This is a genomic window from Acidobacteriota bacterium (assembly GCA_029861955.1).
GTDB lineage: Bacteria > Acidobacteriota > Polarisedimenticolia > Polarisedimenticolales > Polarisedimenticolaceae > JAOTYK01.
The window spans coordinates 1-16772 of the sequence record JAOTYK010000052.1 but is presented as its reverse complement, the minus strand read 5'-3'; the positions used below and the strand labels follow the sequence as shown (position 1 = coordinate 16772).

Annotated in this window: 14 protein-coding genes; 5 read left to right on the top strand and 9 right to left on the bottom strand. The window is 64.4% G+C overall.

All coding sequences use genetic code 11. From position 1 onward, the window contains the following. Positions 1 to 298 precede the first annotated feature (298 nt). The 3 genes from OES25_16335 to OES25_16325 are packed head-to-tail and all read right to left on the bottom strand — an operon-like array spanning position 299 to position 1963. A complete protein-coding gene (locus OES25_16335) occupies positions 299 to 715 on the bottom strand; it encodes a molybdenum cofactor biosynthesis protein MoaE (protein ID MDH3629210.1) in 417 nt (138 codons plus the stop codon). A 4-nt stretch (positions 716 to 719) separates the two neighbouring features. Then, entirely contained in the window at positions 720 to 965 is a 246-nt protein-coding gene (locus tag OES25_16330) for a MoaD/ThiS family protein (GenBank protein MDH3629209.1), read from the bottom strand. Further along, complete coding sequence (locus tag OES25_16325) at positions 962 to 1963, bottom strand: bifunctional oligoribonuclease/PAP phosphatase NrnA (protein ID MDH3629208.1); 1002 nt, start codon at positions 1961 to 1963, stop codon at positions 962 to 964. Before OES25_16325 ends, OES25_16330 begins: the two co-directional genes overlap by 4 nt. Before the next feature lie 96 nt (positions 1964 to 2059). On the opposite strand from OES25_16325, the gene OES25_16320 reads away from it, so the two are divergent. Continuing rightward, a complete protein-coding gene (locus tag OES25_16320; GenBank protein MDH3629207.1) occupies positions 2060 to 3283 on the top strand; it encodes a DUF1343 domain-containing protein in 1224 nt (407 codons plus the stop codon). Between the two features lie 303 nt (positions 3284 to 3586). On the opposite strand, the gene sppA is transcribed toward OES25_16320, so the two are convergent. After that, the gene (gene sppA / locus OES25_16315; GenBank protein MDH3629206.1) at positions 3587 to 5368 is read right to left on the bottom strand and encodes a signal peptide peptidase SppA; all 1782 of its coding nucleotides are present in this window, start codon (positions 5366 to 5368) and stop codon (positions 3587 to 3589) included. Between the two features lie 125 nt (positions 5369 to 5493). On the opposite strand from sppA, the gene OES25_16310 reads away from it, so the two are divergent. Then, positions 5494 to 6225, top strand: a complete 732-nt coding sequence (locus OES25_16310) for an NRDE family protein (protein MDH3629205.1) — start codon at positions 5494 to 5496, stop codon at positions 6223 to 6225. Here OES25_16310 and OES25_16305 read toward each other — a convergent pair. From OES25_16305 to OES25_16290, 4 genes are all read right to left on the bottom strand, one after another. Further along, complete coding sequence (locus OES25_16305) at positions 6222 to 7889, bottom strand: ATP-binding cassette domain-containing protein (protein ID MDH3629204.1); 1668 nt, start codon at positions 7887 to 7889, stop codon at positions 6222 to 6224. The two genes, OES25_16310 and OES25_16305, sit on opposite strands and share 4 nt — an antisense overlap. Before the next feature lie 6 nt (positions 7890 to 7895). Beyond that, positions 7896 to 9140, bottom strand: a complete 1245-nt coding sequence (locus tag OES25_16300; GenBank protein MDH3629203.1) for a glycosyltransferase family 4 protein — start codon at positions 9138 to 9140, stop codon at positions 7896 to 7898. Positions 9141 to 9142: 2 nt separating this feature from the next. Beyond that, positions 9143 to 10129, bottom strand: coding sequence for an NAD-dependent epimerase/dehydratase family protein (locus OES25_16295; protein MDH3629202.1), 987 nt, complete (start codon positions 10127 to 10129; stop codon positions 9143 to 9145). Between the two features lie 92 nt (positions 10130 to 10221). Continuing rightward, on the bottom strand, positions 10222 to 10875 hold the full coding sequence (locus tag OES25_16290) for a hypothetical protein (protein MDH3629201.1): 654 nt from the start codon (positions 10873 to 10875) through the stop codon (positions 10222 to 10224). A 53-nt stretch (positions 10876 to 10928) separates the two neighbouring features. Here OES25_16290 and OES25_16285 point away from each other — a divergent pair, with 53 nt between their 5' ends. Continuing rightward, positions 10929 to 13151: a S9 family peptidase gene (locus OES25_16285; protein MDH3629200.1), complete on the top strand. Its 2223-nt coding sequence runs from the start codon at positions 10929 to 10931 to the stop codon at positions 13149 to 13151. On the opposite strand, the gene OES25_16280 is transcribed toward OES25_16285, so the two are convergent. Beyond that, positions 13148 to 15388 carry a copper-translocating P-type ATPase gene (locus OES25_16280; protein MDH3629199.1) on the bottom strand — a complete coding sequence of 747 codons (2241 nt, stop codon included), beginning with the start codon at positions 15386 to 15388 and terminating at the stop codon, positions 13148 to 13150. The genes OES25_16285 and OES25_16280 overlap by 4 nt on opposite strands. A 47-nt stretch (positions 15389 to 15435) precedes the next feature. Between OES25_16280 and OES25_16275 the strand changes: the two genes are divergently transcribed. Together OES25_16275 and OES25_16270 are read left to right on the top strand one after the other, a co-directional pair. Further along, positions 15436 to 15993, top strand: coding sequence for a YkgJ family cysteine cluster protein (locus OES25_16275; protein ID MDH3629198.1), 558 nt, complete (start codon positions 15436 to 15438; stop codon positions 15991 to 15993). 45 nt (positions 15994 to 16038) lie between these two features. Beyond that, on the top strand, positions 16039 to 16772 hold a 734-nt coding region (locus OES25_16270; protein MDH3629197.1), incomplete at its 3' end, for a DUF481 domain-containing protein.

Genomic DNA, 16772 nt, shown 5'->3' with positions numbered 1-16772 from the left:
GGGTCACAGGCTCGACGGTAGTAGCCGACCCGTCGGGGACGGTACCCACGTCCCTGAATCCGATGATCCGCGCAGTCCGACTTCGGGCAGTGCGGTGGAAAAAACCGATCCGGTCGTCTGCCTTCGATCGGCTGGCATGGAGTCCACATCGTCTAGGAGACATTGCGAGGACCGTGCCGCCACACGATGCCGGTTTACCCTGGGAATTTGACGGGTGAAGTAGTCACATGTCCGCCAACGGACGATCGGCGACCGGACGTATCACGCAACACACAACATTCTTCGAGCCACGTTGACCTCAGCAGGGATCTCGACCGTCGACCCACTCCACACCGTCCACGAAGAACTCCTTCTTCCAGATCGGCACGGTGCGTTTCAGACGATCCATCGCCTCACGACACGCGTCGAACGCCGGGCGACGATGCGCGGACGAGATGACGACGGCGACGCTGGCATCGCCGATCTCCAGACGACCCAATCGATGGACGATGGCGATAGCGTCGATTTCGAACTCGGTCCGGATCGAGTCGGCAAGACGACGCATCTCGGCCTCGGCCATCTCGTCGTAGCCGTGGTACTCCAGGTAGCGGACCTCACGACCCTTGTGATGGTTGCGGACATAGCCGACGAAGTGCACGACCGCACCGTCGCCGTCGCCTCGGACCTGCTCGAACAGCGACGCCAGATCGATCGGTTCGGTCTGGAGGATGACCACCGATCTAGCCTCCGCTGACCGGCGGCAGGAACGCAACCTCCTGGACGTCGTCCAATACCGAGTCCCAGTCGCTGTAGCGACAGTCACAGGCGACCATCGGTCGGTAGCCAAGCGAGCCCAGGCCGGGGTGGGCCTGCACCAGTTGCTGCCACAGCTGTTCCACGGTCCGACCGGCGGGTGCGTCCATCGATTGACGACTCCAGCCGGTGTGGTCGGTCAGCACCGCGAACAGGCGCACCTCGACGGTCATGACGGCTGCTGAGTCAACTCGACCAGGCCGTCGACTATCCGCTGTTGCACCTCGGCAAGCGTCGAGTCGAGCACAGCCCCAGAGGCGTTGCGATGCCCGCCTCCGCCGTGTCGCTGGGCCAGGCTGTTGACGTCAATGGTGCCCTTGGAACGCAGCGAGACCTTGATCTTGCCGTCGGGTCGTTCGCGGATCAGTGCCACGGCACGGACCCCGTTGAGCGCAAGCATGTGACTGGTGATCTCCGACGTGTCCTCGCCCTGCGCGTTCAGCCGCTGGAGGTCCGAACGCGAGAGGGCGACGGTTGCGACACGACCGTCGGCATCGACCTTCATCGTGGTCAACGCGTGACCCAGCAGTCGTGTGTAGGCCAGGTTGTTCTGCTCGTAGACCGCCTCGTAGACCTCGGCCGGCTGCACGCCGAGATCCACTAGCCGCGCCACCACCCGATGGGTGCGGGCGTCGGTGCAGTTGAAACGGAAGTAACCGGTATCGGTGGCGATGCCGACGTAGAGCGCCTGGGCCGCCGCCAGGTCGGGCTGCCAGCCGGCGTCGGTGATCAGTTCGTAGACCAGGACCGCGGTCGCACAGGCACTGGTGTCGGCCAGAGTCCAGGCCCACGGCGACTCCTCTGCCGGGTGATGATCGATGCAGAGCGTTCGATCCGCCGCCGCTACCACGTGGGGCTCGAGGCGACCGACGCGATGGGGCGTCGCACTGTCCAGCAGGATGATCAGGTCGGCCGACGCGATCGCTCCCGCGCCGTCGACGTCATCCCAGATCCGCACGTCGTCGCCGTCGGGGATCATGAACGCCAGCGTCTTGTCGACCGGATCGTTATTGAGGATGGTGCAGCGCTTGCCGGTCGAACGTAGATAGCGTTGCAACGCCAGTTCGGAACCCAACGCGTCCCCGTCCGCCTGGGCGTGGGTGATCAGGACCAACGAGTCGGCCCCTTCGGTCAGGCGACGAAACGTCTCGTGATCGGCGGCGCTCAGCATGGATTCGGACTCCCGTGGACAGACCCCTCAAGTTAGATGCAGCGCCTCAAATGTGTCAAGCGGTGTCAAGCTGCGCACATTAGGTATGATCGCGAGATGACAAGGGTGCAAAGCGGACTGGATCGTTGGATCGCCGAGGGACCGTCCGTCTGCGCGGCCCGCCCCGGCGACCGTGTCGGCCTGTTGGCGCACCCCGCGTCGGTCGATCGTGACGGATGTCACATCCTCGAGCGTCTTGACGCCCTTGCGACGTTCCCCGATGGATCCACGGCGCTGACGTGGAAACGGCTGTTCGCACCCGAGCACGGCCTGTGGGGTCATGCCCAGGACATGGAGACGGTGGACAGCGGTCACGACCCGTGGACCGGTCTCCCGGTGGTCAGCCTCTACGGCGAGGACGAGGCCTCACTGACGCCGGGCGAGAACGATCTTGCCGATCTCGATCTGCTGGTCGTGGATCTCCAGGATATCGGTGCCCGCTACTACACCTACATCTACACGATGGCGGCGATGATGGCCGTGGCGGGACGGGTCGGTGTGCGCGTCGCGGTGCTCGATCGACCCAACCCCATCGCCGAGCAACCGGCCGACGGCCCGCTGCTCGAGGAACGCTTCGCCTCGTTCGTCGGTCGCTATCCCCTGCCGATCACCCACGGCCTGACCATCGGCGAGCTGGCGGCGTTGTTCCGCGATCGCTTCGACATCCCGTGCGACCTGACGGTGGTCCCGCTTCAGGGCTGGCAACGGGGACAGACCTTCGAGGGCTGTGGGCTGCCCTGGGTCCCGCCCTCCCCCAACATGCCGACCCTCACCACCGCCCGCCTGTACCCCGGCGGCTGCCTGATCGAGGGGACCCAACTATCCGAGGGACGGGGAACGACCACACCCTTCGAACTGGTCGGGGCCCCGTGGATCGATGGGCGGGCCCTGGCGACGACGATGCGGGGGCTGGAGCTTCCCGGTGTCGCATTTCGCCCGGCGTCGTTCCGACCGATGTTCCAGAAACATGCCGGCGCGGCCTGCCAGGGCGTGCAACTGCTGTTGACCGATGGGGCCCGCTTGCGACCCATCGAGACCTACCTGGCGCTGATCGCCGCCTGTCGGGATCAGAACCCCGAGGCGTTCGACTGGCGTCGCGAGCGCTACGAATTTGTGAACGATCGGCTGGCCATCGACCTGCTGTGTGGGGGCGAAACTCCCCGACAGGCGATCGAGGGCGGCGACCTGAACCGGAGCCTGCCGACGCTGCGACGCTGGGTGTCCCAACGCAGCTCGTTCACGGTGCTGCGAAATACCCGCTACGGAGAACTTTTCTCGTAGCCTTCCACGGATTTTCGCGGATACTTACAAACAAAAGAGAGGCCGGAGTGGATCAAAGATCCGCTCCGGCCCCCGGTGTTTGGGTTGTGACGGGACCCTCCAAGGGGGGTGTTTATGTTAGGCCCCGTAACGCCCCGTATCAGCTTCCGCTCTATTCACGACGACGCGATCAAGAACGGAATCACGTGACGCCGGGAAATCTACCGCTACCGGCGACCGTCAACGGGAACCGCAACCCCTTCTAGCGGATCGATCGACCGCAGCCTGCGGCAACCACTCAGCAACCTGTAGCGGCCCGTTTTTTTAGGGAATCTGCACCCTCGGCTCCAGGGCACGGTAGTCCTGCATCACCAATACCCCCGGATCCCCCAGCCATCCGGCCTGTCGCAGACCGCGGATTTGCGGTTGGATTTCCCGCAACGACTCCACGATCGCCTGAGAGCGCACATCGGAGTTTTCGGTCTTCTCGATCAAGCCGGCAAACCACGGCATGTCGACACGTGGGAACTCGCGAAGTTTCAGCTGAGCATCGGGGGCCAGGTCCAGCGTTGCCCGGATCGCGTCCAGCGCCACGTGGATGCCGCCCAGTTCATCGATCAGGCCGATCTCCAGCGCCTGCTCGCCGGTCCAGATGCGCCCCTTCGCGATCTCCTGAACCCGCTCCAGATCCAACCCGCGGCCCTCGGCGACCTTCTGGGTGAAGTCCGCATAGATCCGATCCAGTCCCGCCTGAAACCGTTCGTAGCCGGCGTCGTCGTAGGGATGGTTGGGACTGTACTGGGACGAGTTCCGGCTGGTATGGACACCGTCGTAGCTGATGCCCAGCTTCTCGTAGAGACCCGTGACGACCATCTTGCCGCCGAGCACTCCGATGGAGCCGGTAATCGTTCCGGGCTGGGCGACGACATGATCGGCGTGCATCACGACGAAGTAGCCACCCGACCCGGCCAGGTTGCCCATCGAGACGATGATCGGCTTGCCCATCTCCTTGGCCCGCAGAGTCTCGCGCCAGATGGAATCGGATGCCACGTAGGAGCCACCGGGAGAATCCACCCGGAACAGGATCGCCTTCACCCGATCGTCATCGATGGCCGCGCGGAACGCCCGGGTCAGCGTGTCGGAACCCATGCTGACGGAACCGTCCAGCGGCGAGAAGCGGCTGCCGCCGCGAGTCACCTGGCCATAGCCATGGATGACGGCGACGGTGGTGCCCTTGTTGAACGGGCTCCCCGCACGCTCGCGGTAGGCCGGTAGGTAGAGCAGGCGGGCCTTGTCACCCACCGACTCACGCATCGTCGCGTAGACCTCGTCGCGATAGGCCAGACCGTCGACGAGGCCGGCGTCCATCGCCTCCTCACCGAGGTACGGTCCACGATCGAACAGATCGCGGACCTCGTCTTCCTCAAGCCCCCTTGTCTCTGAGATGCCGCGGACGATCTGTGTGAAGCGCGAGTCGATAACCGACTGCATCACCTCGCGGTGGGGTTCGGTGTACTCGCGATGGGTGTAGCTGTTCATCGCGTTCTTGTATTCGTGACGCTGATCCAGCTGTAGTTCGATGTCTAGCTTGTCGTAGAGCCCACGCATGAACATCGTCTCGTAGATCAGTCCGGTCAGACCCACGTCGCCCGACGGCTGCATGTAGATCTCGTCGAAGGCCGTCGCCAGGTAGTAGCCACCGTTGCCGGGACCAAACTCACCGAACGTCTCGGACCATGCCACCGCCGGCTTGCCCGACTCGCGGAAACGCAGCACCGCATCCCGGATCTCCTGGATATGGGCCATGGCGATCCCCTCGCCACCGATCCGTGCGACGACACCCTTGACGCGACGATCGTCGGAGGCTTTTTCCAGCGCCTCGACAATCATCGGCACCGTCATCGTGTCGTCCAGCATCAGCTGGGCCAGCGGGTCGGGCGGGATCGTCTCGATGACGCCCTGCTCGAAGTCGATCTCGAGGAGCACCGAGCTGGGAACTGTCGGCTTGCCCGATGAGGCCAGGAGTACAAGGACCGCGAAGCCGAAGACGGCAACGATGGAGAAGAAACCGATGACGGCCAGCAGACCGACGAGAAACTTTTTCACTCTATCCTCCGGGAAGCGACGACGGTGGCCGCTCGAGGCCAATGATGAAGCCTTCGGGGTCTGGAAACCAGCCCCTCCTTTCCTGGATACGGCAGACAACCGGTCAAGTTCACTAGAATGCCCGCATGTGCACCCTCAGCTGGTTCCATGGCAACGACGGCTACGAGCTGTTCTTCAACCGGGACGAGCGACACCTACGGGGGTCGGCCCTCCCGCCGACCCTACGGGGCGGGCCGCCGGCGCGGGTCTCCCCCACCGATGCCGACGCCGGTGGCAGCTGGATCGCCAGCAACGCCCATGGCCTGACGGTCTGTCTGCTCAACGGTTATCGCCCGGCCGATGCCGACGGCACGTTCGTCAGCCGCGGACAGGTCGTCCTGCAGCTGGCCGACTACCCGGATGTGACGACGGCCCTGGCGAGTCTCGATCGGATCGACGTTCAGGCGCTACGCTCGTTCCGCATCTTCGCCATCGATCCCCGAATCGTTGGCAGCCGGGTCTGGGACGGCGAGACGCTGTCGAAGAACGAGACCCCCGCGGTGGACGAGGCCATCGTCTCGTCCTCGTATCGGAGCGCAGAGGTCCGTCGCAGTCGCCGGGAGTGGTTTCGCACCCTGCTGTCGCTACGTCAGGGCGACGACCCGGCGTCACGGGCGGCGGCCCACATGCGGGCCCACGCCAGCCACCAACCGGAACGCGGTCCATCATCGATCTGCATGCATCGTGACGATGCACGGACGGTCAGCTTCAGTCACGTCGAGGCCGCATCCCACGGAACGCGTTTCACCTACCACGACGACTCGCCGTGTCAGGCGCAGGAGCCGACGGCGACGGTCTACCTGCCCAGGATCGACTAACTCTGGCCCTTGCGGGCCTCCTTGGCGGCCTTCTTCTCTTCCCGTGCGACACGCAGGACCGCCTCGGCGTCCAGGTGGTCGTCGCCGCAGCGCTCGAGGTACTCGTCATAACTGCCGACGAAGTCCTCGATGTGATCCGGAGTGATCTCGACGATGCGAGTCGCAATCTTTGAGACGAACCAGCGGTCATGAGAGACGAAGATGATGGTGCCGTCGTAGCCGCGCAACGACTCCGCCAGAGCCTCGATGCCCTCGAGGTCCAGATGGTTGGTGGGCTCGTCCAGGACCAGCACATTGGGATGGGTGACATCCAACTTGGAGAAGATCAGCCGCGCGGCCTCGCCGCCCGAGAGGTTGCCGATTCTCTTCTCGACGTCGTCCTTGGTAAACAGCACGCGTGCCAGTCGATTGCGAACGAAACCCACGCTCTCTCCGGGGCAGAAATCCCACAGCCAGGATTGCAGGTCGCGTCGCTCCTCCGTCAGCAGGGCGCGGTGATCCTGCGCGAAGTAACCGGGGTGGGTCTCGTAGCCCCACTCCACCTCACCCGCGTCCTGCTCAACGACCCCCACGGCGATCTTCAGCAGTGTCGACTTGCCAATACCGTTGGGGCCGATGATCGCCAGCTTGTCACCACGCATCACCTTCAGCGACACATCCTCCAGGACCGGCTTGTCGTCGTAGGACTTGGAGATGCCTTTCAGCTGCAGCGCGATCCGACCACAGGGACGACACTGCTTCAACGCGAAGTGTGGATAGCGGCGTGAGGACGGTGGCAACGTTTCGATGACGATGCGCTCCATCTGCTTGACCTTACTCTTGGCCTGACGCGCCTTGGTCGGTTTGGCCTTGAAGCGTTCGACGAAGCGACGATGGTCGTCGATCTCCTTACCGCGCTTCTCAATCTCCGCCTCTTTCCGATTGCGATTCTCGGCCTTGGCGGTGACGAAGGCGTCGTAGTTGCCCTTGTAGGTCGTGACGCGTTCGTAGTCGACATCGACCACGTGGGTGCAGACGTTGTTGAGGAAGCGGTGGTCGTGAGAGACGACGATTCCGATGCCCTTGAAGGAGACGAGGAACTTCTCCAACCAACGGATCGAGAGGATGTCCAGATGGTTGGTCGGCTCGTCCAGAAGCAACACGTCCGGCGACCCCGCCAGCGTCTGGGCCAGCAGCACACGAAGCTTGAAACCACCGGACAGGATCGACAACGGCTCGCGATGCACGTCGGTGGGGATATTCAGCCCCTCCAGGATCTCCGCGGCCCGCGCTTCAAGCGCGTAGCCGTCGTTCTCCTGGATGAACTCCTCTAGCTTGCTGAACTTGTCGGCGTCGAACTGATCGGGGGGCGCCTCGAGCAGCTTCTCCTTGGCCTCGATGACCGACCACAGTTCCTCGTGACCCATCATCACCACATCGAGGATCGGCACGTCGTCGAACTCGAAGTGATCCTGACGCAGCACGCCGATCCGTGCCTTGCGGGCGACGGCGACCTTACCCTCGGTGGCCTCTTCCTCGCCCGTCAGGATCCGCAGCAGCGTCGACTTCCCGGAGCCGTTGGCGCCGACGATCCCGTAGCGCGAGCCGGGATTGAAGTTGACGGTGGCATCCTGGAACAGCCGCTGGCCGCCGTAGTGTTTGCCAAGCTGGGTGATCGAAAGCATGGCCGCTCAAGATACCAGTTCCTCGAGCCGATCACAGAAGCTGGAGCACAGGGCGTCGCGGGAAAAACGGCGATCCGCCAGCTCCTTGGCCCGAGCCCCGATCTCCCGAATCTCCCCCGACGGCAAGGCCAGCGCCTCGCGGATCGCCGCCGCCATCCCGTCGGCGTCGTCGGTGTCAACCTGCCAACCGATCTGCTCGGTCTCGAGGATCTCCGACGCGTGACACGGCCGTGGCCCCAGCAACACGATCGGGCGACCCATCGTCATCGCCCCGTAGATCTTGCACGGGTGCACGATGCCCACGACGTTCTCCTCCATCGAGACCAGGTGGAGGTCCGCCGACGACAGGCTGAACCGTAGGTCTTCCCGGGGCTGGTACGGAAGCGACCGAACGTTGGTCGGGCGATCGTTTGCGATCGCCTCGTCGATCATCTTCTTGCGGACACCGCCACCGACGAACAGGAACTGCACCTGCGGTGTGTCCTCCAGCTGCTTCGCCGCGGCCAACATCGTCTCGACCGGTGTCGAGAGGCCGTGGTTCCCCGAGTACATGATCACGAAACGGTCCTGCAGATCGTGCTTCTCTCGAAACCAGTTGTCGGTGTGGTCGAGAGACGGGGCGGGACGTTCGTGGGGCCACGGCGGGATGATGTGGCTCTTGTGTCGGAAGTCCGCCTTGCGAAGCAGCCGCTCTTCCATGAATCGATCCAACGGAATCACGACACCGGCTCGACGCAACACCCTCCGCTGAATCAGGTTGGAGATCCGCGCGGTTAGCGAGTTCCGGCCGATCTTGCCAAGCACGATCAACTGATCGGGATTGAGATCCATCACCCAGTAGAGGAACGGCGTCCCGCGGAGCACATGCCCCACGGTGGCGGCCACACCGCAAAGCGGTGGCGAGGTACTGACGAGGATCGCGTCCACATCGCGACGGGAGATCACCGCCCACAGACAGTGCAGCATGAACATCCCCATGCTGAGCGCCCGCAGGAAGATCGTCCGCTTGCCGAAGCTGGCCCACGGGACGCGATGGACGTCCACGCCGTCACGCTTGACGTAGCGCGGGTAACGCTTACTCGGATCCTCGAAATCGCGATCGGAGCTGATGACCGTCACCCGGTAGCCACGGGCGGCCATCTCTGCAGCCGCGTCGGCCGAGTGCTGCCCGACCGACGCCGGGTCCGGTGGGTAGAAGTGGCTGAGGACCAGGATGTGACGACGCGCGGGGCGTGACTCCGAACCGGACACGATCAGCGGGACTTGGCGCCGGCTTCGATCTCGCCAAGGATCCAGTCGTAGGTGAGCTTCATGCCGTCCCGAAGTCGGATCGACGGCTCCCAGCCGAAGACCTGGTTGATCCGTTCGTTATCCGAATTACGACCGTTGACCCCCTTGGGTGCGTCCAGGTTGTAGTTGCGCTCCAGGGTGACGCCCGCGATCTCCTCGACGATGTCGACAAGCTGGTTGATGGTCACCAGCTCGTTGGAACCCAGGTTCAACGGCTCGAGGCAGTCCCAGTCGGTAAACAGGTTGATGCCCTTGATGCAGTCGTCGATATACATGAACGAGCGGGTCTGCTTGCCGTCGCCCCAGATCTCGATCGTGTTGTCGCCGGAACGCTTGCTGTGAATGACCTTGCGGATCATCGCCGCCGGCGCTTTCTCTCGCCCACCGTCCCACGTGCCGAACGGCCCGTAGACGTTGTGGAACCGCGCAACCCGGGTCTCTAGCCCGTAGTCCTCGCGGAAGTGACGACACATGCGCTCGGAGAACAGCTTCTCCCAACCGTAGCCGTCTTCCGGCATGGCGGGATAGGCATCCTCTTCCTTCAGCGCCACCACATCTTCGTTGACCTGCTTGTCGGCGTTGTAGACACAGGCCGATGACGAGTAGAAGAAGCGCTCGACGTTGCCGGTCTCCTGGGCGGCCTGCAACATGTGGGTATTGATCAGGACACTCAACATGCAGAGCGCCTTGTTATTCTCGATGAAACCCATGCCACCCATATCGGCGGCAAGCTGGTAGACCCGGGTCGCACCCTTCACCGCCTGTCGGCAGGCGTCGATCTGCCGGAGATCGAGGACGAGGTTCTCGGCGGCGTTGTCCAGGAGGTACCACTGGTCGACCGGTTTCTGGTCGACGGAACGGACGGCGAAGCCCTGGCTCAGGAGATCCTTGACGAGGTGGCCGCCGATGAAGCCGCCACCACCGCATACGAGCGCGAGTCCCTTACCCATGATGATCCCTATCCTTCTGGACGCCTTTCGGCGAGTGTCGCGACGGGTGAAATGTAGGGCAATCCCCTGATCGACGCAACGATGCGCAGGGTCTACGGGTCCGCGGCTTCAATCCGGCGCAGGTCCTCGAACAACTCCTCCAGTGCCGCAATCTCCTCCCGCAACTCGCCGAGTTGATCGTCCCGTTCGGAATCCTGAGCCAACCCCTCGACCAGCGCGGCCCTCACCGGCGCGCTGAACCCGGCACGACCCAGCTTCCGACAGGCCTCGGCCGCCGGCGCAACCGCCGCCTGATACTCCGGCAACGAGCCGTAACTCTCTGCCACCCGTCGGTAACGGGTCAGATGCCAGCAGGCCTTCTCGCCGGATCGAAGAACATCGAACAGAAGGTCCACGGACTGCGGGTCTTCGAGGAGCGCCGGAAGCGCGAGCTTCATCGCGACGAGGGCCTCGTCGTGAGCGGAGTACTCGGACCCCAGCGAGACACGAATGCTCCGATCGGTCGTGACATCGATGGTCGACTGGAGACGCCGAACCGCTCCTCGGGAGGCCCACAGGCGGCCACGAACATCGTCGAGAAGCAGCGAAAGCCGCGATCGATCCAACGTGGCGTCGGCGTCGGCGGACTCGAGTTCCAGGAGGTACGTGTCGTCGTCTGCGGCAGGCGCGGCGAGCGTGAGGGCGAAAGACGCGACGAAGATCGTCAGGCTCAGCAGCACGATGCTCGGGTGGCGACGGAAAGGCATGACGAAAGTATACGGTAAGATGCGAGGCTCGTACCATTTCTCCGGGGGTGTCGATGTCGTTCCGCGCGTCGCTTCGCATGCTTCTCCTAGGGCTCCTGGTGGGCGTCATCGTCCCTGCGGACGCTGCCGACGCATCGTTCCTCGCCCGTTACGCAGAGACCAACCGCTTTCGACTCGGCCGACCGACGAAGGCCACAGGCACGCCCGACGGCAAGGAGATCCTCTTCCTCCGCTCGGGACCCCGGGACTTCGTCCAGGATCTCTACCGACTGAACCTCAAGAACGGTCGCGAGCAGCCTCTCGTGACCGCCGATCAACTGCTTGGCGGCGAGGACGAGACCCTCAGCGTCGAGGAGAAGGCGCGACGGGAACGGTCACGGACGACCAGTCGTGGCATCGCCGGTTTCCATCTGTCGCCGGACGGCAAGCAACTGCTCGTTCCCCTCTCGGGCCGGCTGTTCCTCGTCGAACGCAAGAGCCGCAAGTTCCGCGAGCTGACCGGCGACGGCGGCAGCCCGGTCGATCCACGCTTCTCTCCCGACGGCACGATGCTGGCGGTGGTCCGCGATGGTGACCTGTTCGTCATCGACCTGGCGACCGGCACCCAACGTCGTCTGACCGAAGGAGCCGGCAAGGACGGCGACGCGCACATCTCGTTCGGGCTGTCGGAGTTCGTGGCCCAGGAGGAGATGAGTCGCCACCACGGCTACTGGTGGTCCCCCGACAGTCGACGGATCGCCTACCAGCGAACCGACACCTCGGGCCTGGAACAGATGACCATCGGGGACGCAACCCATCCGGAGTCGTCGCCGAACAGCTGGCCCTACCCGCGACCGGGTAAACCGAACGCGGTGGTCACGGTCGGCGTGCTGACGCTCGAGGATCGCCGGACGACGTGGGTCGAGTGGGACAACGAACAACACGAGTACCTCGCCGCGGTGACCTGGAGCAAGAACGCGCCGCTGACGCTTCTTGTACAGAACAGAACCCAGACCGAACAACAACTCCTGGCGGTGAACGACGACGGGAGCACACGCACGCTTCTGGTCGAGAGCGACCCTGCGTGGCTCGACCTCGACGAAACGATGCCGATCTGGTTCCCCGATGGCAGCGGCTTCCTGTGGACCACCGAACGACGAGGTGCCTGGCAGCTGGAGGCCCGAGATCGCGACGGTGCGTTTGTGCACGAGGTGACGCCGGTCGAGTTCGGTCTGGATCGTGTCGCCCGTGTCGACTTCGAGAAGGGCTACGCCATCGTGACGGCGTCGACGAACCCAACCGAGCGTCATGTCTATCGCGTCACGCTGGATGGTAAGACGCATGGCGTCACCGCCCTGACGACGGAGGCGGGGGTCCACTTCGCCTCGAAGGCCGGTGAGGGCCCGTTGTGGCTGTTGATGTCGAACGCGATCGGTCAGGGAACCGACTACCGGGTGATGAACGGCAGCGACGCCAGCGGTCGATCGTTGACGTCCGTGGCCGAGAGTCCCGACCTGGAAGTGAACCTGGAACTGCGTGAGGTCGGATCGTCAAGGACTTATCACACCGCGCTGATCCGTCCGGGAGCATTCGATCCGGAGCACAAGTATCCGATCATCGTCCATGTCTACGGGGGACCGACCTCGCAGATGGTCCGCGCCCAGACAGGCCGCTACGTGCTGGATCAATGGATGGCCGACCAGGGCTACATTGTGGTCGCCATCGACGGACGGGGGACGCCGGGTCGCGGCCGAGAGTGGCATCGCGTCGTCAAGCACGATCTGATCGAGATCCCGCTCCATGACCAGGCCGAGGCGCTACAGCTGCTGGCCGCCGAGGTTCCGCAGATGGATCTGGAGCGGGTCGGCATCTACGGCTGGTCGTTTGGCGGCTACTTCTCTGCGCTGGCGGTGATGCGACGACCCGAGGTGTTCCATGCCGGTGTCGCCGGCGCTCCGGTGGTGGACTGGCGGGACTATGACACCCACTACACCGAACGGTACATGGACACCCCGCAGAACAACCCCGACGGTTATGACGCCGCCAACGTGTTGACGTATGCCGGCGACCTCTCGCGCCCGCTCTTGATCATCCACGGCACCGCCGACGACAACGTCTACTTCTCGCACAGCCTGAAGCTGGCGGATCGGCTGTTCCGCGAGGGGCGACCGTTCGACTTCCTGCCGTTGCCGGGCTTCACCCACATGGTGCCGGACCCGTTGGTCACGAAACGGCTCTACGGCCGGATCATGGATCACTTCGCCGACGCGTTACGGGAGCAGGTTGCGGCAGACTAGAGGCGCTGGCGTTGCAAACGCAACGCGTTGGCGATGACCGAGACCGAACTGAGACTCATCGCCGCCGCTGCGATCATCGGCGAGACCAACAGCCCCAACGACGGGTACAACACCCCGGCCGCGATGGGGATCGCCACGACGTTGTAGATGAACGCCAGGAACAGATTCTGCCGGATCGATCCCATCACCGCGGTCGAAAGCCGTCGCGCACGAAGGATGCCACGCAGATCGCCATGGACCAGCGTGACCGCGGCGCTCTCGATGGCGGCGTCGCTACCGGTCCCCAGCGCGATGCCCACGTCGGCCCGGGCCAGTGCCGCGGCATCGTTGATGCCGTCCCCCGCCATCGCCACGGCGTGCCCCTGATCCTGCAGGCGGGCAACGACCTGATGTTTCCGCTCCGGTAGGACCTCGGCCTCGATCCAGTCCAACCCCAATCGCGCCCCGACACGCTCGGCGGTGACCCGGTCGTCGCCGGTCAACATCAACAGCTTCAGCCCCAGACGTCGCAGCTCGCCAAGGGCCTCGGCGCTGCTCTCGCGGATCGGATCGTCGAGACTGATCAGGCCGACGACCCGGTCGTCGACCGCGACGAGGGTCGTCGTCTGACCCTGCTGCCGCAGTACGTCAGCCGTCTCGCCGAGGGCCGTCGTATCCACGCCATGCTCCTCCAACCAGCGACTCTGCCCGATGCGAAATCGCCGACCCTCGACACTACCGACGATGCCGCGGCCGGGCTCCTCGGTCAGACCGGAGACGGACATCATAGAGAGCCCACGCTCTTCGGCTTCGCGGACGATCGCCGCGGCCAGCGGGTGACCGCTGTAACGTTCGACCGACGCCACCCGACGCAGCAGGTCCAGCTCGTCGAAGTCTTTCAACCCCTCGGCGCTGATGCTGACGCCGTTGACGGTAGGACGACCTGCAGTCAGCGTCCCGGTCTTGTCGAAGACCACCGTATCGACGACGGATAACTTCTGTAACGCATCGGCGCTGCGCAGCAGGACGCCCTCGCGGCCCCCGCGACCCATCCCGACCATGATCGCCATCGGTGTCGCCAGGCCGATGGCACAGGGACACGCCACCACCATGACCGCCACCGCCGTCTGCAACGCAAACCCCAGACTGCCGCCTGTGGCCACGAAGCCCCAGTAGATCGCCGTGAGGAGTGCCACCCCCAGAACGCCGGGGACAAACCAGGCCGCCACACGATCCGCCAGCCGCTGCACCGGTGCCTGACTTCGTTGGGCCTCCGCCACCAGCGACGCGATCCGCGACAGTAACGTGTCGGCCCCGACCCGCGTGGCCTCCATCAGCAGGAGCCCTTCTCCGTTGAGCGTGCCACCGGTGAGAGTCGCGCCGGACTCCTTCCAGACCGGCATCGGCTCGCCGGTGACCATCGACTCGTCCACATGACTCTTGCCGTCAACGACGACACCATCGGTGGCCACCCTGTCCCCGGCCCGGATTCGCAGCCGATCGCCGACGACGACCCGGCCGACATCGATCTCCTCGACCGTGTCCTGTTCGCCCACGCGGAACACCCGGTCCGGCACGCGGGAGAGCAACGCGCGGATCGCATCGCCGGTCCGGGCACGGGAACGAAACTCCAGCGCCTGTCCCAACCAGACCAGCGTCACGATGACCGCCGCCGACTCGAAGAAGATCGGCAACGGCGCACCCAGCGCGTCACGACCGGCGAACAACGCAACGAAACTGTAGAGATAACTGGCGCCGGTCCCCAGGAGGATCAGCGTGAACATGTTGGCTTTCCGATTGCGGATCGAATCGATCCCGCGAACCCAGAACGGCTGCCCACCCCACAACACGACCGGCGTCGCAACCAGCCACTGCACCCACGGCGGCAGCGCCCACGACGACGGCAGCAGCCCGATCATGACTCCCATGTTGAGGATCAATAGCGGCAGCGTCAGTAGGACACAGAGCCCCAGCCGTCGCAGGATGCCGTGCCACTCCTTCCGCTGCTGCCGCTCGGTGGCCTCGTCGGGTAACGGCGACGCGGGCTCCAGATCCATGCCGCAATCGGGACACGCGCCCGGACCGCTCTCGATCACCTTCGGATGCATGGGACAGACCCAGCTTCCGGCAGGCGCCGTGAAAGCGACGCGGGCGCCGCCGCAGCAATGGGACTCCTTCACCGGAACCTCCGGCTCGGAACCGGGATCGGGTCCGGGGTCGGGGTCGGCGGGCTTGTCGAACAGGGACGGCTGACGCATCGAGGTTCCTCGTCTCCATCGTACCCGGAAATGCTACGGTCGCAGCCATGGATGAATCCGGACCCGCCGTCACCGAACTCAACGACGTCGCCGAGCTCCACCGTTGGATCGATCGACACGTGGCGCCGCTGGAACGTCTTCACGCCGAACGGCTGCAGTGCCGTGAGGGCTGTCACGACTGCTGTGTCGACGACCTGACGGTCTTCGAGGTCGAGGCCGAGGAGATTCGCCGGCATGCCGGCGAGCTTCTCCGCGAGGGTCGGCCCCACCCTCCTGGAGGCTGCGCGTTTCTTGGCGACCGGGGCCAGTGCCGGATCTACGCCGTGCGGCCCTACGTCTGCCGGACCCAGGGTCTCCCCCTGCGCTGGCTGGCCGAAGACGAAGACGAAGCGATCGTGGAACAGCGGGACATCTGCCCGTTGAACGTCTTGCCGGCCGAACCCGTGGAGCGACTTAAAGAGGAGACCTGCTGGGCCATCGGCCCCGTCGAGGCCACGCTCCAGCGACTCCAGGCGGACTGCCCCCGGCCGGACCTCCGCCTGTCGTTACGCTCACTCTTCCCGGGTCATCGGGACGAGGTGGCCCCGTCGGCGCCCAGTGACTAGAATGCCGCGGTCTATTTGAGCAACCCTTTCGAACCGAGGTTTCCCATGAAACGTTCCGTCATCTTTCTTGTCACGTTGTGTCTGCTGGTCATGACCGGCTCTACCGTCATCGCCGACGATAAGGAGCTGGGCTGGAAGGACACCGCCGAGTTGAGCCTGGTCGCGACTTCGGGAAACAGCGAGTCCGAGACCTTCGGTTTCTCCAACACGCTGCTCCACCTCTGGGACAACGCGGAGTTTCAGTTTCTGGCGACCGGCCTGAAGGCCGAGTCGACGAGCTTCGACCGTTACGCCGTCGGCGTCGACCCGATGAACTTCACGACCTTCGAGGACAGCACCACCAACGAGACCGCCGAGAACTACCTGCTGTCGGCCTCCTACAGCAGGGAGATCACCGAGAGCTTCTCCTGGCTGGCCGGTGCCGGCTGGGATCGCAACCGCTTCGCCGGTATCGACAACCGCATCACGGTGTTCGGCGGTGTCCGCAACGTCTGGCGTGACGACGACAAGGTCAAGTTCCGCACCAACTACCTCCTGACCTACACCGATCAGGAGGATGTGGTTCCGAACCCCGCTCTGGAAGACAGCTTCCTCGGTGCGCAGGTCGGTTGGGACTACCTCCACGCCTTCAACGACAGCACGACCTACGAGAACATCTGGGTCGTCGACCTGAACTTCGACGAGAGCGATGACTGGCGCTCGAAGATGGTCAACGCGGTCTCGGTGGCCATGAGCAAGCGGATGGCGCTGCGGGTGTCGGTGACCTGGTTCTACGACAA

Bases quoted from the DNA above. Each gene is read 5' to 3' on its own strand.
- OES25_16295 (MDH3629202.1), bottom strand. From the start codon at position 10,129: ATGGGTAAGGGACTCGCGCTCGTATGCGGTGGTGGCGGCTTCATCGGC.
- OES25_16305 (MDH3629204.1), bottom strand. From the start codon at position 7,889: ATGCTTTCGATCACCCAGCTTGGCAAACACTACGGCGGCCAGCGGCTG.
- OES25_16320 (MDH3629207.1), top strand. From the start codon at position 2,060: ATGACAAGGGTGCAAAGCGGACTGGATCGTTGGATCGCCGAGGGACCG.
- OES25_16290 (MDH3629201.1), bottom strand. From the start codon at position 10,875: ATGCCTTTCCGTCGCCACCCGAGCATCGTGCTGCTGAGCCTGACGATC.
- OES25_16325 (MDH3629208.1), bottom strand. From the start codon at position 1,963: ATGCTGAGCGCCGCCGATCACGAGACGTTTCGTCGCCTGACCGAAGGG.
- OES25_16310 (MDH3629205.1), top strand. From the start codon at position 5,494: ATGTGCACCCTCAGCTGGTTCCATGGCAACGACGGCTACGAGCTGTTC.
- OES25_16275 (MDH3629198.1), top strand. From the start codon at position 15,436: ATGGATGAATCCGGACCCGCCGTCACCGAACTCAACGACGTCGCCGAG.
- OES25_16285 (MDH3629200.1), top strand. From the start codon at position 10,929: ATGTCGTTCCGCGCGTCGCTTCGCATGCTTCTCCTAGGGCTCCTGGTG.
- OES25_16330 (MDH3629209.1), bottom strand. From the start codon at position 965: ATGACCGTCGAGGTGCGCCTGTTCGCGGTGCTGACCGACCACACCGGC.
- OES25_16280 (MDH3629199.1), bottom strand. From the start codon at position 15,388: ATGCGTCAGCCGTCCCTGTTCGACAAGCCCGCCGACCCCGACCCCGGA.